We start from the raw sequence: 15,749 nt of genomic DNA, 5'->3' as shown, positions 1-15,749 counted from the left end.
TTTCTGTTGTTCCGCGCGCTCTCGTTGTTCTCTAATTTCTCGAGATTTCTCATCAGCAAGTCTTGCTGCTTCAGCACGTTCTCGAGCGCGTTGTTGTTGTTCGAGTTGTTGGGTTCTTGCTTCAAATCGTCGCCAATCTGATTGAGTTGCGTTTCGATCTGGCTGAGTTTCTTTTTGATTACTTTCGTATTCTCGTCTTCGTTTCTCGGCGTCAAAGCCATGAATAATCGCCTCCTTATCGTAAATATGACCTAATTTATTCCCACGCACTTTTTTATCTTCGGCTAGATGTTTATAAGTAATGGTCTTTTCAGTTGTACGTGCGATTTCAACTCCTTGAGGTTTCAGCAGTTCGTTCAATTCATCAAAATTCGTTGCGCTATCTTTCGTCTCTTCAATTGCCATTCTTACTTGGTTTTTCCAGGATGATTTCGCATTGTGGGTTTGATCCATAATGTTTTGTTCGGCCTGGGTATATCGAATATCAGCTGTTTTCTCTTTAACGATACTTAATTCATGTTGTTGGCAAAGTTCATCGTTTTGCGTGCGTATGTCATAGAGTTTTTGGCGATCATTCACAAATTTTTTACCGGTTTCCATATTCACGCTATTAATACAAATATGATTGTGTAGGTGGTCCTGGTCTGTGTGGGTATAAATCGCAACTTCATGCCCGGGTGCAACCTTTTCAGCTAATGCTTGGCCGATGTTATTCGCTTGTTCTGGGGTCATATCATCTTCAGGATCAAAGGATTGAATCACATGGTAGCCTTGACGGCCGTTATCTTTGCCGAATAATAATCGTGTGGTTTTCATCTGTTCTTTGACGTAATCAACATCACAATTCAGTCCACTTTTTTCCTCAGCTTTTTCTTCGTTTTCGGCATACGTGATAAGGGCATTCATTGCTTTCGTGGAACCTAATTTAATCGTTGCCATAAATATCTCAATCCTTTACGCAGCATTTCTAATTTCTTTAATAATTTTTGAGCTAATACCTCATCGATATGACTCGTGTGGACGACTTTGGTTAATTGATTTAAGTTCGTCCCAATCGATCTTAATTCTTTCGCAATTTCTAAGGCGCCTTGTCGGTCGATACGAGGTTGTTTGATTCGTTTTTTCTGCGCTGCCTGTTTCGCAAGCATCGGAACTGATATATTAAGTGTCTCTGCCATTGTTTCTAAACGTTCATATTCTTCGGGTGTGACTCTGAATTTAATCTGCTTGCTTTCGCGTCTTTGTGCCATGGTCCAAAAGCGCACTCCTTTCTTAATCGATTGTTTGTGATGTGCCGTCAAAAATGTGACGTCGATGAACATCACAAAGTACGATTTATGTTTAAAGTTGTTCTAACTGATCAACTTTAAAATACTGGCTATCCAATGACTGACGTTGATTGTTTTACCAACAACGAACGTCATCCTTGATACCCTTATCGTACATCGATTAAGGGAGTTTGGCAAGCTACGTGTATGGTACCCATATACTCAGCTTGTTGGGGGGATATCCCCCAAGCCCCCTAGGATTTTTTCTGCGAAAAAATAGCAAATACCGATGAGTATTTGCTTAGTCCAACGCGCAAAAATGTGCGCGTTTAATGATGAGTCATGGCTCATAAAAGATTAACATTTTTATTTTAGCCATGACTCATCCAATTTATTCCACCTATGTTATAATAATAACTAAGCAGTAACTCATACCAAATAAGATAATTTGGTTGAGTATTTACTTAGTTAAAGGTGGAATGAAAATGCCAAGTCAAAACCATAAAAAAGCCAAAACCATTAATATTAATTTAACCGAAGCAGAATACGAAAAAGTCAAACAGTTGGCTGAAATTCGAAATCTTAATCCGACTGCTTACACGCGATTAGTCGCTTTAGGTAATCGGATTAAACCGACGGTTGTTGAAATGCCTTCGAACCAAATGAGAATTGATAGCGATGAGGATGTTGAAAAATATAAATCAGAAGCTCAATCGAATGCCTATTATGCTAGCATGTTTAAGCGATTTGCGAGTTATATTGAAGATGATCGTTTTTATATTAATCTACATGAAGTCCAAAGTGATCGAGAACTGATTCAAGCCATTCATCAAGTGAAAAAAGAATGATAATAAAAAAACTCTCACTATTGGGAATAATGAGAGGAGATGTTTATGTGTATGGTATTTATACTGACTATAGTATAACATCGAAAGAAACAGAAAATCAAAATTAGTTAAAAAAAAGAAAGCAAAAATAATAGGTGAACGGTAAAAGATTACTATGTAATCATAGTCAAAAATTTTGGTAAACGTGATTAACTTGACTGCAAGTAAATATTATATTGCTTATTAAATTTGGATGGATAAGTATATTATTTTGGGTACTATGAACTATAAATGTTATGGTTTAATTATAGCGATGTAGTTTAGCGATATTTTTCTATGTATAAAACACCTCACAAATAAATGTGAGGTGTTTTTGTTTTTTAATCAAGTGCGTAGCATTTATCTTTTTGATAATACACTTACATAATCAATCTTAGTCAGTTAGTTTTTCTAATTTTTGCATTTCTCATTTGCTTTAGATTAAACTGAAATCAATATCTTAGCTTATCTATATAAGAATTTTGTTTAATTTAAAAATACTTAAATCATAATTTCTTAAGTAAGATGGAATAGTCATTCTTATGTCTTTCATCAACGAAAAATGATTTTTAATTATAAGCATTGTTCCTTATGTTTAGCCTCCTATAATTAAATTTTAATGAATAAATTATTTGTATTTAAATACTAAGTTTTATTATATTTAGAAACCAATTTTGAATCGTATTGAAAAATACTATAAAAATTAAAGGAATGTATTTTATGAATTTATCAGAAGTGAACATTGAGCTTTTTAGAGTGTTTAATGAATTAAGCAAACATTGGGTGTTCTTAAATCCGATTATGATCTTTTTATCTAAATATATGAAGTACTTTTTAATTTTAGGCGTTATCATATATTGGTTTACTCGAAAAAAACAAAATAGAATAATGGTTATTTGCAGTATAATTGCTTTTATAGCAGGCGAAGTATTAGGAAAAATTGTAGGGAAATTATATTCAAATCATCAACCTTTCGCAGAATTAACAAATGTTAATCAGCTTATTGGACATGCAATTGATAATTCATTTCCTAGTGATCATGCCATACAATTTTTTTCAATTTGTGTTACTTTCTTTCTTTTTAAGAAAAAATTTAAATTTATATGGTTATTATTAGCTTTTCTTGTGGGAATTTCACGTATTTGGGTTGGAGTACACTATCCCGGTGATATCTTCGTTGGAGCGATTCTAGGAACATTATCTGCCATAATTTGTTATTTAGTGATTCCTTCTAATCGTTTAATTCTTAAGTTGTTAGAAGTATATGAAAAAGGAGAGCAGTTGATTTTATCAAAAATATTATCAAAATCTTGAGATATATTAACTGTTTTACTTTGATGATGTGAATTCAAATGTGAGAGGCGTTTTTAAATAATAGTTAAAAAGACACTTATATTCGTAAGTAATGACATATCAATATAAATAAGTTCTTGTGTTAAGTACAGCAATAGAAATTGTACATGGAGTTATTTATATAAAATAATCTACCTCTTGTATTTATTTAACATAGTTCAACTTATCAGAAGTGTATATGCTTCAAAAGATGCAGGTGGTATAATAATGGAGTCGCCTATCTCTCAGGCGTCAATTGACGTAGAGAGGAGGTGTATAAAGTGATGCTTATTTTCGTTCACATCATAGCGCCAGTCATCAGTGGCTGTGCCATTGCGTATTTTACTTATTGGCTAAGTAAACGCAATAAAAAATAGGCGACATTAAGCCACACCAACAAAAATCCCCTCACTACTCGTAATAGTGAGGGGATTGGTGTATAAGTGAATACTTATTTTCGTTAAATATATTATAACATCATAGTGTAGAGGAATGCAAAAGCAATACAAATCAGTCTAATTCATATAAATTTAATTAACCATTAGTATTTTGGTTAATATATTTTCAAGAACATGTTGAGGAGATGTAATATTTGTATCTGTTCGCCAACAAACAAAATGATCTGGTCTAACGAGTAAAACAGTAGATGAATTTGCTTGGTATACACGCTCCCAATCTCTTTTATCTACGGATAAATTACCATTTCTTCTGATGTTATATATATTTATATTAATTTTGAATTGTTCCTTTATTTTCTCTATTGCCTCCATCCACCGGGTGTCATACTCTCCTAGTATTAAAGTAAATTCCCCTTTTGGTAAATCTATAAAAGAGAGATTCTTATTTTCATATACAGCCCTTATGTGAGGCAAACGCGTGCCTACTTTTCCATTTAATTCAAAATTTTGAGTAGTGTTTTGTTCATTTTGTTGAGATATTATAGCATTAGATAAATAATGATAACCTACTGTAGCAATTAAATGATCATTCATTGAAGTAGATTGATGATTTTTGCTTTTAATAGCTGAGACCTTCCCTGATTCTGCTATACGTCTAGCTTGTTGAATGGTGAATTCAGCTATAGGTTTTCGTTCTTCTTCGTAACTGGTTAATAAATCGTCCCCAGCTTGTTTTTTTATAACCATTGCTAACTTCCATGCTAAATTATGTGCATCTTGTATACCAGTATTAGCACCAAAACCGCCAGTAGGCGGCATTTCATGAGCTGCATCTCCAACTAAAAATACACGTTCACTCTGAAAACGTTCAGTAATACGTTCTTTAGGTATCCACGGAAGTATACTTATAATATTAATATCAATGTTGGGTAGACCAAGTGCTTTTCTTAGTAATTGATAACAATATTCCCGATCAAAATCATCAATTGTTTCTCCTAATTCAGGATTATAAGAGACATGAAAGCACCACAAATCTTTGTTATTAACGGGAAATAGTGTGCCTGAAGCTTCTTCATGAGTAATGTTACAACCGAAAAATTCATGACCTTTGATATACATACTAAGATCAGCTTTAAAATATATGTTAATAATATGGCCGTAGACATTCTCGGTTTTAGTTGGTATATCAAGTAATTTGCGTATAGGACTTTTAACTCCATCTGCTGCAATCATGTATTGAGCTTTAATTTTTTCTTCAGTTCCATTCAAACGATTACAGATAGTAGCTGAGACATAATTTTTATGTTGTTCAAAATTGATTAGCTCTTTATAAAAATTTAAGTCTCCTCCTCGAGAATTGGCTTCTTCAAGTAAGATTGGTTCTGCTTGATTTTGAGAACAGCTAGTAAATTTTTCTGGGCTAATTGTATTAGTTAAAGCTTTTGACATTCGCGCTTTTGGATCTTTTGTATTATCTATATTCTCGTCAGAAAAATTTGCTTCAGCTAGCGTATGGACTGTATGCCACCCATGGCTTTTGGCCAAATCTTCACCTTGGTTTTGGATCAAGTCTTTGATTCCTAATTCTCGATATAATTCCATTGTACGTAAATTAAAACCACTAGCTTTTGGATGTATGGAGGTATTTTCGTGACGTTCTATTAATTTATACCGTATATTTTGTTGCGATAAAAATAAAGCCATAGATAAGCCTACAAGCCCCCCGCCAACGATTAAAACAGGAATATCAGCTTCTTTCGATTCCATTTAAAAACTCCTTTTAACAGTTAATATTGTTCCTTTAATAATGATATTAACTGTTTTTTGTTGAACGTTCAACAAAAAATTATTGAATAGGAACTTAATAAACGTTTAAACCATTTTTTTAATTTCCATATCCAAATGCTTTAAATATTTTTCCTGAAAATCGAGCACATAATTGAATTGAACTTCGGTTAGTTGTTCAAAAACGATATTGTCTCTTTCACGAAACTCTTCATTGAGTTTTTCATGAATTTCATAAATTTCTTTTCCTCTAGAAGTTAATTTAAAATAAACTTCTTTTTTATTATTTGTCTCTTTATAACTCTCAATCAATTTCTTTTCAATTAATTTTTTAGTTAGTTTACTAATTGCTCCTCTAGTTAAATAAAGTGATGAAGCTAATTTAATTACATTAGGATTTTTAATTTTTTCTATTGCTTCAATACAATGCACTTCTGAAGGGGTATAACCTTTAAGCGCAGCTTGGAGTTTAAATTTTTCTAACCATTCTATTTTATTAAGCAATTCTTTTGAATTTATATTAAATTGTTCTATTTTATCCATCAATATAACCACCTCCTATTAAAATAAGTCATATGACTATTCTTCATTTTATCATGCGTTCAATAATAATCTATTTCATATTTGTTTGTTTCTTGAATTTTGGTTAACTAATAGATCGGCTTAAATTATTGCTAGTAATTTATAAAGTTTACACAATAATCTATATAATGTATTTTTCGATGCAAATGAGTAAGCCTCTCAGAGTATTAAAACCCATATTTTTTGGTATTAATGACACATTGATTATAGCACGGGTTTTAAAACTGATATATATAGGAAAATCCTCCTAATTTTATATTAAGAGGATTTGTGTCAAAAACAAACACTAATGATACTGGTATTTAGTTATGAGATTCATTATTTAGAATGTTTTTTATACACCCTAATCATGCATGTAGACAAGACATTTATCAAGGTTGTTCAATTGTATTGTTAGGGTACGCTCTAAATAAACAAAAATAGTCCTCTTATTTTAATAAGAGGACTATTTTTGTTTAAAATTATTCAAGACCATTCGCTTTCTAACATACTCATTTGCCATAAATTATAATATTCTCCATTTAATTTTCTAAAGTCTCTTTTTTCTCCTTCTTTTATAAATCCAATCTTTTTGTAACTTTTAATAGCTGATTTATTAAAGGCAAAAACACCTAATTCAATTCTGTGTAGTCCCAAATCTTCAAAAGCCTTTTTCAATAATTTCTTTATTATTTTAGGGCCTAATCCTTGGCCACGCATTTGCGGATCACCTACTAAAACTTTACCTAACGTGGCGGAACAATTTTTAAAATCTATATTATTTAAAGCAATATGACCTATAATTTTTTTTGAATTATTTTCTTCAATGATAACTTTATAAATTATTTTACTAGAATTTTCTTTATTTGTGTCTTTAATATATTCCTTTAATTGTTCTTCATCTAGGGGATAATTAAAATCTGTACCTGCCCATTTGACTAAAAGTTCAGGAGAGTTTATCCAGTTTATTAATAAATCAAAATCTTTCTCCTCAAAATATTCAAACTTAATCAATAAATTACTCCTTAAATAATAGGTTATTAACTATAAAAATTCAGTGAATGTTGCAATATAAACAGCCACTACAATTTTTTGATACTTTCTTCATCAACTTTCTATCTTAAATTTTCGATTTTTTATAAAGCTTTTTGTATTATCTAAATAACTCTTTACAATTTACTGATTTTTAAGCTTTTGCTAATAGATTTATGCAACTTTAATATTATAAGTAAATCTATGCACTTCATCATTAAATTTAAATTCTGCCCAAATTTTATACATCCCTTTTTTAGGAAAATGAGCATAAAAGGTTGTAGAATCAGGTGATTCTGGGTGAACATGAATATAATCAGTTAATTGCTCATCAAATATAATCACATGTCCTAAAGCTCCTAAATAAGGTTGGGGAGTTAATTCTGTATTGAAAGTTAAAGGGACATGTTCATCTTCTTTAGCACTTATAGAATTTAAAGTTACATGAACTCCTTTGTTAACTTTTACCCAATTTTTATCAGAATTTAAAGATGTTGTATAGGTTATTTTATCTCCAATTTGCAGTTCAATAGGATGAACGGAATACACATGGTTTTTTGGTGTAACATCAACAAAAGCCTGGTAAGTTCCTGGCTCTAATTGTTGGTTAATTATAAATAAACCTTCATGCTTTTTTTGAGGGTGTAGGTGGTAATATTTCTCCATGTCATTAGATACTAAAACGAAATGCATTTCTTTTTCATGCATAGTATCTAATAATGGGGCATTATTAAATTCATCTTCTAACGTAATTTCTATATTACCATCTCTATATACAACATTTGCTTTAATTTCGGGTTTGTTTGAATGATATTCATGATTATGATTCATATTTTTATCCTCCTTAATTTTTAATAAGGGCATATCATTAAACGATATGCCCAACTATTTAAATTATTTAATTACATCGTAACCTTGATCTTCAATAGCTTCTTTAAAGTCGTTGAAAGCTACTTGATTTTCATCAAATTCAACTTCCACATTCCCATTCGCCAAGCTTACTTCTGAAGATGTTACACCATCTAATCCATTTAATGCTTTTTCAATTGAATGCTTGCAATGGTCACAGCTCATACCTTCTACATTAATAACTTCGTTAGTCAATGTTGTCACCTCCTTTCAAGAAATATAAGATTCTTATAATTTCATACGTTTTAGACGTAAAGCGTTTGTGACAACACTTACAGAACTTAAAGCCATTGCTGCTCCCGCAACCCAAGGTGCTAGCAGACCAATTGCTGCTATAGGGATACCTGCAACATTGTAACCAAACGCCCAAAATAGATTTTGGCGAATATTACGAATTGTAGATTTACTTGCTTTTATTGCTTTTGGAATTAATAAAAGGTCTCCTCCTAAAATAGTTATATCAGCAGCTTCGATTGCAACTTCTGTACCTGTACCAATGGCAATACCAATATCTGCTTTAACTAGTGCTGGAGCATCATTGACACCATCTCCAACCATAGCTACTTTTTTACCTTCAGATTGAATTTCTGCTACTTTAGAAGCTTTTTCTTCTGGTAAAACCTCTGCAATAATCGTGTCTATACCAACTTGTTTTGCTATTGCTTGTGCGGTACGTTTGTTATCACCAGTTAACATAGCAACTTCAATACCTAATTCATGAAGTTTTTGAATAGCTTGTTGGGCAGTATCTTTAACTGTATCGGCTACAGCGACAACCCCTCTCAATTCGTTATCTACGCTTATAAGCATTGCAGTTTTTCCTTCTTTTTCAAATTGAGCGAGATTTGTTTCAGCTTCATTAGTTCGGATTCCTTTTTCACTCATTAGTTTTCGATTTCCAACAAAAAGTTCTTTACCATCAATTGTTGCATTTATACCGCGCCCTGGTATAGCTTCAAAATGATCTACTTCTAAAAATTCTAATGATTTTTCTTTAGCATAACTTACGATAGCTTCAGCTAGTGGGTGTTCAGAACCTTTTTCTGCACTAGCTAATAATTGTAATGTTTGATCATCTCCACTAAAATCAGTGACTTCAGGTGTGCCATTTGTTATAGTGCCAGTTTTATCTAAAACAACTGTATTAATAGCATGTGTACCTTCAATGTGTTCTCCACCTTTAAATAGAATGCCATTTTCAGCAGCTTTTCCGGTACCCACCATTATAGAAGTAGGCGTAGCTAAGCCTAACGCACAAGGACAAGCAATAACTAATACTGCTATTGCAGCAACTAAGGCTGGTTCAAATTGTCCCGGCTGAACTAATGAAATCCATATAATAAATGTGAAAATCGCGATACCTACAACGATAGGTACAAAATATCCAGAAATAATATCTGCTAGTCTTTGTATTGGCGCTTTAGAACCTTGCGCTTCTTCGACAACTTTAACAATGGAGGCAAGAGCTGTATCTTTACCAACTTTTGTTGCTTCAACAGTAATTGCTCCATTTTTATTCATTGTTGATCCTATAACATTATCATTTTGCATTTTTTCAACAGGAATAGATTCACCTGTCAACATTGACTCGTCAATTGAAGTCATACCTTTAATTATTTTGCCATCTACTGGTATTTTTTCTCCTGGTTTGATAACTAAATAGTCTCCTTCTTTTACTTCACTTAAAGGAACCATAGTCTCTTCACCGTTGCGTAATATACGTGCTTCTTTAGCTTGTAAATTCAACAATTTACTTAACGCATTTGTTGTTTGTGTTTTAGCACGTGCTTCTAAATACTTTCCGAAAAGAATTAAAGTAATTAATACAGCACTTGTTTCAAAATATAGGTGTGGCTCATAATTTGTATTAATTAACCACTTAATCGATTCATAAATACTATAAAAGAAGGCTGCGCTTGTACCTAAAGCGACAAGAACATCCATATTTGCTGACCCATTACGAAGGTTTTTATAAGCGCCTACATAAAATTGCCAACCAATAACAAATTGAACAGGCGTTGCTAATACAAATTGGAACCACGGGTTCATAAATATATGTGGTATTTGAATACCAAATAAATGAACGAACATTGTCATTAACAATGGAGCTGCTAAAACAGCTGAAACAACTAATTTAATTAACTGTCGTTTTAATTGTTTTTCTTTTTGGGAACTTTTTTCTGATGCTTCTTTTTTAGGTTGTGCCTCATACCCTAGGTTTTTAATACGTTGTTGAAATTCATCTACAGACGTCATATCAGGGTTGTATTCTACAGTAGCACTTTCTGTGGTTAAATTAACTGTAGCCTTATTTACACCTGAGATTCGATTTAAAACTTTTTCGATTTTATTCGAACAAGCTGCACACGTCATTCCCATTACATCGAGATCCACTTTTTCGGTTAAAACTCCATAACCTGTTTTTTGAATTGTATTTGCAATATCTTCTAATGATGTAACATTGGGGTTATATTCAATTGTAGCTTTCTCTGTAGAAGGATTTACATTAGCGTTAACTTCATCTAATTTATTTAGATTTTTTTCTACTTTATTCGAGCAAGCTGCACATGTCATGCCTGTGATACCTAATGAGGTTTTTTTAATATTTTCACTCAATTATTTCTTTCCTCCTATTTTGAAAATTGTTTTAATACAACCATCAATTCTTTGATACTTTCTTCTCCGTTGCCATTTTTAATACCTTCACTTACACAATTAGATATATGGTCTTCAGTTACTATAAAACCCACTTGTTTTAGGGCTGATTGTATTGCTGTTATTTGTACTAGTACGTCTATACAATATCTATCTTCTGCTATCATTGATTGTAAACCGCGCATTTGTCCTTCTAATCTTTTGAGTCTATTGAGCAATGCGTCATTGTTTTTAACAGTAGTAGTGTTCAATTTCACCCCTCCTCGTATACCCTGATGGGGTATGTCTTATTGAAACCTATATTATACCCCTGGTAGGTATAAGTCAATACAAAAGTTTCATATAAAAAATTAATATTTATAGTTTGTTTTAAGAGGTACACTTGTATAAAATGTATGCTAAAACTTATATTAGGAGAGATATATTTGGATAAAAATATACAACTTGAGCTTTACACAAGACCTACATGCTCTGATTGCCAAGAATCAAAAAGGTATTTAAACTCTCAAGAGATTAGTTATAGTCATAAAGATGTAAGTCAAAATTTGGACTTAGAAGAAGAAATGAAAAAAATATCAGGCAACCGAATTGTTCCCTTATTTGTTTTTTATAAAAAAAATTTTTGGGGTAAAAAAAAGTTGTTTAAATATTACGTGGGATTTGAAAATAACAAAAAAGATATATTAAATATATTGGAATAATTAAATAAACAGCCATTATTTTTTAATAATGGCTGTTTATTTAATGATGATGTTGACTGTCTTCTTCTTTCACGATACAAAACAATTTTTCACTATGATTATTGTTAGAAGTTTCAGTCTGTATTGTGACATGTTGAATATTTTGATGATTGAGTTCATGTTCTATACGTTTAAGTAAAAACTCATTTTCAGTAATGGTCATTGTATCTTCTACAACAATATGACAAGATAACGCGTTTAATCCGCTAGTTACTGACCAAACATGAAAGTCATGAATATTTTTAACTTCTTTGAATTTTTTAATAGTTTTAATAATGTCTTTTGTATTTATATTGCTTGGTGCTCCCTCCATTAATACATGAAGACTTGATTTTGTTACATAAAAGCCGCTACGTAGTACTAAAATTGCTACAATCACACTTGCTAAAGGATCCGCCCACCCCCATCTAAAAAATATAATGAGAAGGGCTGCTATAACTGCACCTATAGATCCAAGCATGTCGCTTATTACATGCAAATATGCTCCACGCATATTTAAGTTTTCTTCTACATCGCTCCCACGCAGCATTATCCAAGCCACAATAATATTAATAAACAAGCCTACCAAGGCGATAATTAACATGCCTGTAGAAGCTACCTCAGGGGGGTTTTTAAATCTCTCAATAGCTTCATAAAAAATATAGATAGCTATTAACATCAAAGTAATACCATTAAGTACAGCTGCTAGTATTTCAAACCTTTTGTAGCCAAAAGTTTTATTTGTATTAGCTTGCTTCGCTCCTAAAGTAAATGCAATTAAAGCAATACCTAAAGAAATAGAATCACTTAACATATGACCAGCATCTGAAATTAACGCAAGACTGTTAGTAAAGAAACCACCTAACCCTTCTACAATCATGTAACTTGTAATAATAATAAAACTAATTAATAAAGTCTTTTTGTTCGCGCCATGTGTATGATTATGATTGTGATCGTTTTCCATTTAATCCCTCCTCTTTTTAATGATGAAAAATATTTTCTATAATTTGAATTTTTGTTTTTATAACTATAGAGTTAAAAAATATAAAATTTCAATTAATGTTTTGTTACTCGAAGAAAATCATACTAACTTATGAATATATGCTCATATATTCATAAGTTAGTATGATTTTTATCCTTTGTCAATATAGAAATGCTTTGTATTTTGTATATTAAATAAAAACCCTACTTTGCTTTGGACAGTAGTGGGATTTTTGCATATGATAAACCACACTTCACTTGCTAAATATTAACTATATTATAATTAACAAGTGATAATTTCTTTTTAGAGAAAATAATGTATTCACGCCTTTAGGCGTGAATACATTATTTTTTTTTGAATAGTTTAGAAAAGATAGATTGTTTTTGTTCATTTTTTTTTGATGCTTTTGGAGTAATGATATCTTCTTTTGAATCTATATTATCAGTTTCTATTTTTTTGGTATTACTTAATATATTTTGGCTATTTAAATTCAAAGATTGTTCTTGTTTTAATGCAATTGTTAAATCGTCAATTTGTCGATTCTTTTGTCGAATTTCTGATTCTAAATGCTCTATGTATTTATCGATATAACTGCTATATTGGTTATTTAATGATTCTGTTTTGTTTGTCGATTTTTCATCAAATTTTGTCGATTCTTTTGTCGTTTTTTTATTTAAAATTGTTTTTAGATAATCTATTGTATTATCATCTATTAATGATTTGTTACCTACTTTGTTTACCTTCAAATTTGAAGGTAAACTTTTTAAATGATAATGAATTGTTTGTTTAGAGACATCTAAAAGTTCAGAAACTTCCTTTACAGTTTTCATCAAATAACTGGGTCTCCTTTACTTTTTCATTTTTTGTAAAAACGCTTGACGTTCTTCTTCTGTATACGCAGATGTCTTAGATGTGGTTGGTTGATAAGTGTTATTTTTTAACCATTGTGGCGTCATTTCACGGCTTATATATTGTTTTGGTTTGCCTGTACTTATCATATTAGATTGTCGTTTCGAATGAATACGTTTCTCAGGTTCAAAAGAAAATTCTAACCATTCAATCTTTCGTCCTTTTTTAGCTTTAATTTTATTAATATTGAGATTTTTAAATAAAAAGCCTAATTCTTTAATTATTGGTTTAAATACATACTTATCAATTTCACTCATTCGATAACTTTTCGGAATATCTAAACGTTCTCTGAAATCATTAATTTGAATTTTGAAATATCCTGTATGTTTATATTGCTTTAGTAATCTAAACATATTTTTTGCATAAGTTGATTTTAGTTGTGTCATTTCCTGTAGTTCAAATTTAGTGAAATCAGCAGTAATTGAATTGAGTATATGCTTCAAATCATTATTAACACTAATAGACAGGTATTGTTTTTTTATATCAACTTTATAAGAAGTGAACAATACAAATTTTTCAAATGATTGCTCGTTACGTTCTGTATAAGTTAAATGCAACATTTTATCGTATACATGTTCTAAATCTTTTATAAAACGCGCTTGTGATCGTGAGTAATAATTACTAAGATGTTTTAATTCATCAAAAGGTATTTCTAGTTTACGTGTGTCTTGTTCTTTAAGTTTATTACACAATGTAAAAAACAAATCGACTTCTGTACTTGTAAATTTTCTTAAAGGTACTAAATTCATTTCGTTTCGGTACACAACAGTCTCTCCAGTCATGTTATAATCACTCCTACATATGTTTTTAGTTTTAGGATTAAAGGAAAAGACGTCTAAATTTCTTCCTTTAATCCTTTTTTGTAACAACATAGGGTAGTTTTATGATAAATCCACCCTATAAAATGAATTTAATATTACTATAACATAATATATAACGCAATCCCAAAACGATTAGGTATCTTTGTTACAAAATCTACCCTTTCCTGTTACAAAATCTACCCTTTCCTGTTACAAAATCTACCCTTTCCTGTTACAAAATCTACCCTTTCCTGTTACAAAATCTACCCTTTAGAGTTCTAAAACCTTACTGCGAGTATGCTTCAATAACTCTCTAAAAAGGGTTTAAAAAGATTTATATAAATATATATAAAGATCAGGACAAAATTACCTCAAGTTCAGAATCACTTTAAAGAATGAATAAATTCATACGAATTTATTTTGATATTAAAAAACCTAAACCAGACCTTTTTTGTAAAAAAGTCTAACAAAAAACTTCTTGAACTCGCCGTTCAAACTGCAGGGAATTGGAGGTTGTCCAATTCCACTGCGTTTAGTGTGGCGAGCTATGTAAGTATGTCAACTCCTTATACTCATTCACTCTGTTCATTCCGTTACCGTTGACACACAAAAAAATAAGAGCCTAGAACCTTGTTCTAAACCCTTAGTTAAACGTTAATAATCTTTTGATAATTTATATTGTTTATAAGCTAAATAAACAAGACTTGCTTGAACCATAACTTGAGCTAAACTTAAGCCCAGACTGATACGTTTTTTTAATCTCTCACGATTAGCCATTTTTTCACTCCTTACATGTTTAATTATGATGATACCTTTATTTTGGATTTTAAAGGGGTGTATAGCGTTTTGAATTATTTTAGTCATTATACCTTAAAATTTATGATCAAGGGCGTTTATGAGCTTCGCACAAAGCAACAGAATACATGCTAATAATATAAAAGGTATGAGATAAAGGAAATAAGCAAAATATCGCCAAATAGATTTCCCTTCAACGATTTGATCATGAATCGTTTGTAAAAAAGTATCAATTGATAAGATATGACCAATAGGCCCCGTAACCATAGCGACTAACGCAACAACCAAAACGACATAAAATAAGGCAAAGAGACCATGCGTCATTTTATTTAAGGTCTTATTGTATTTTTGAATGAGCTGGTCATTTTGTCGCATTTTACTTTCTAGTTTTTGCTTATAAGTCTGTATTTCATTTTCAGCTTGCTCATTGCGTTTTTTTAACTCATGGATCAATTGGTCCGTTTGTTTGTCTATCGCTTTAAATTTGGCTTCTAAAGCCTGTTTAAAGTCTTGTTGTTGGTTATCTGTATTGAGCTTTTTTAAATAACTATTGGCCACACTGATATATTTAACTCTTGTATCTTCGGTTGCTTGATTAAAGGTCGAGATCGAATCCTCTAGTTCGTTCTTTAGTTTTTCGTTTCTGTTGTTCCGCGCGCTCTCGTTGTTCTCTAATTTCTCGAGATTTCTCATCAGCAAGTCTTGCTGCTTCAGCACGTTCTCGAGCGCGTTGTTGTT

General features: G+C 31.3%; 18 protein-coding genes. 4 read left to right on the top strand and 14 right to left on the bottom strand.

Annotated elements, in window-relative coordinates:
• A partial coding sequence (locus tag CD150_RS04160) for a relaxase/mobilization nuclease domain-containing protein (RefSeq protein ID WP_103161369.1) occupies positions 1-939 on the bottom strand: 939 nt, incomplete at its 3' end.
• Entirely contained in the window at positions 921-1,250 is a 330-nt protein-coding gene (locus CD150_RS04155) for a plasmid mobilization protein (RefSeq protein ID WP_169926879.1), read from the bottom strand. The genes CD150_RS04155 and CD150_RS04160, both read right to left, overlap by 19 nt.
• A 503-nt stretch (positions 1,251-1,753) precedes the next feature.
• Here CD150_RS04155 and CD150_RS04150 point away from each other — a divergent pair.
• From CD150_RS04150 to CD150_RS13255, 3 genes are all read left to right on the top strand, one after another.
• On the top strand, positions 1,754-2,116 hold the full coding sequence (locus CD150_RS04150) for a plasmid mobilization protein (protein WP_103161367.1): 363 nt from the start codon (positions 1,754-1,756) through the stop codon (positions 2,114-2,116).
• A 738-nt stretch (positions 2,117-2,854) separates the two neighbouring features.
• Positions 2,855-3,448: an undecaprenyl-diphosphatase gene (locus CD150_RS04145; protein WP_103161366.1), complete on the top strand. Its 594-nt coding sequence runs from the start codon at positions 2,855-2,857 to the stop codon at positions 3,446-3,448.
• Between the two features lie 299 nt (positions 3,449-3,747).
• Positions 3,748-3,843 (top strand): type I toxin-antitoxin system Fst family toxin, encoded by a 96-nt coding sequence (locus CD150_RS13255; RefSeq protein WP_107386017.1) that lies wholly within the window; start codon positions 3,748-3,750, stop codon positions 3,841-3,843.
• A 153-nt stretch (positions 3,844-3,996) separates the two neighbouring features.
• Here CD150_RS13255 and CD150_RS04140 read toward each other — a convergent pair whose 3' ends face one another.
• The 7 genes from CD150_RS04140 to CD150_RS04110 all read right to left on the bottom strand — a co-directional run bounded on the left by CD150_RS04140 (position 3,997) and on the right by CD150_RS04110 (position 11,057).
• Positions 3,997-5,631 (bottom strand): FAD-dependent monooxygenase, encoded by a 1,635-nt coding sequence (locus CD150_RS04140; RefSeq protein WP_103161365.1) that lies wholly within the window; start codon positions 5,629-5,631, stop codon positions 3,997-3,999.
• A gap of 105 nt (positions 5,632-5,736) precedes the next feature.
• Positions 5,737-6,192, bottom strand: a complete 456-nt coding sequence (locus CD150_RS04135; RefSeq protein WP_103161364.1) for a MarR family transcriptional regulator — start codon at positions 6,190-6,192, stop codon at positions 5,737-5,739.
• 504 nt (positions 6,193-6,696) lie between these two features.
• Entirely contained in the window at positions 6,697-7,224 is a 528-nt protein-coding gene (locus CD150_RS04130) for a GNAT family N-acetyltransferase (RefSeq protein ID WP_002440835.1), read from the bottom strand.
• 192 nt (positions 7,225-7,416) lie between these two features.
• Positions 7,417-8,073 carry a DUF8832 domain-containing protein gene (locus CD150_RS04125; RefSeq protein ID WP_002489266.1) on the bottom strand — a complete coding sequence of 219 codons (657 nt, stop codon included), beginning with the start codon at positions 8,071-8,073 and terminating at the stop codon, positions 7,417-7,419.
• A 63-nt stretch (positions 8,074-8,136) separates the two neighbouring features.
• Positions 8,137-8,346 carry a copper chaperone CopZ gene (gene copZ, locus CD150_RS04120; RefSeq protein WP_001831373.1) on the bottom strand — a complete coding sequence of 70 codons (210 nt, stop codon included), beginning with the start codon at positions 8,344-8,346 and terminating at the stop codon, positions 8,137-8,139.
• Positions 8,347-8,379: 33 nt separating this feature from the next.
• The gene (locus CD150_RS04115; protein WP_002452570.1) at positions 8,380-10,767 is read right to left on the bottom strand and encodes a heavy metal translocating P-type ATPase; all 2,388 of its coding nucleotides are present in this window, start codon (positions 10,765-10,767) and stop codon (positions 8,380-8,382) included.
• A gap of 14 nt (positions 10,768-10,781) precedes the next feature.
• Positions 10,782-11,057 (bottom strand): metal-sensing transcriptional repressor, encoded by a 276-nt coding sequence (locus CD150_RS04110; protein ID WP_001831396.1) that lies wholly within the window; start codon positions 11,055-11,057, stop codon positions 10,782-10,784.
• 174 nt (positions 11,058-11,231) lie between these two features.
• On the opposite strand from CD150_RS04110, the gene CD150_RS04105 reads away from it, so the two are divergent.
• Positions 11,232-11,507 (top strand): glutaredoxin family protein, encoded by a 276-nt coding sequence (locus CD150_RS04105; RefSeq protein WP_002489264.1) that lies wholly within the window; start codon positions 11,232-11,234, stop codon positions 11,505-11,507.
• 40 nt (positions 11,508-11,547) lie between these two features.
• Here the strand turns inward: CD150_RS04105 and CD150_RS04100 are convergent, their stop codons facing one another.
• The 5 genes from CD150_RS04100 to CD150_RS04085 all read right to left on the bottom strand — a co-directional run bounded on the left by CD150_RS04100 (position 11,548) and on the right by CD150_RS04085 (position 15,569).
• On the bottom strand, positions 11,548-12,489 hold the full coding sequence (locus CD150_RS04100) for a cation diffusion facilitator family transporter (RefSeq protein ID WP_001831389.1): 942 nt from the start codon (positions 12,487-12,489) through the stop codon (positions 11,548-11,550).
• Positions 12,490-12,851: 362 nt separating this feature from the next.
• Positions 12,852-13,337 carry a helix-turn-helix domain-containing protein gene (locus tag CD150_RS04095; RefSeq protein WP_002487969.1) on the bottom strand — a complete coding sequence of 162 codons (486 nt, stop codon included), beginning with the start codon at positions 13,335-13,337 and terminating at the stop codon, positions 12,852-12,854.
• Positions 13,338-13,355: 18 nt separating this feature from the next.
• Complete coding sequence (locus tag CD150_RS04090; protein ID WP_075345151.1) at positions 13,356-14,198, bottom strand: replication initiation protein; 843 nt, start codon at positions 14,196-14,198, stop codon at positions 13,356-13,358.
• 672 nt (positions 14,199-14,870) lie between these two features.
• On the bottom strand, positions 14,871-14,993 hold the full coding sequence (locus tag CD150_RS13870) for a hypothetical protein (RefSeq protein ID WP_256121670.1): 123 nt from the start codon (positions 14,991-14,993) through the stop codon (positions 14,871-14,873).
• 93 nt (positions 14,994-15,086) lie between these two features.
• Positions 15,087-15,569: a DUF334 domain-containing protein gene (locus CD150_RS04085; RefSeq protein ID WP_142382330.1), complete on the bottom strand. Its 483-nt coding sequence runs from the start codon at positions 15,567-15,569 to the stop codon at positions 15,087-15,089.
• Positions 15,570-15,749: the final 180 nt, after the last annotated feature.

Origin of the sequence: Staphylococcus ureilyticus, assembly GCF_002902235.1 — a bacterium.
GTDB lineage: Bacteria > Bacillota > Bacilli > Staphylococcales > Staphylococcaceae > Staphylococcus > Staphylococcus ureilyticus.
This window is presented reverse-complemented; position numbering and strand designations above follow the sequence as displayed.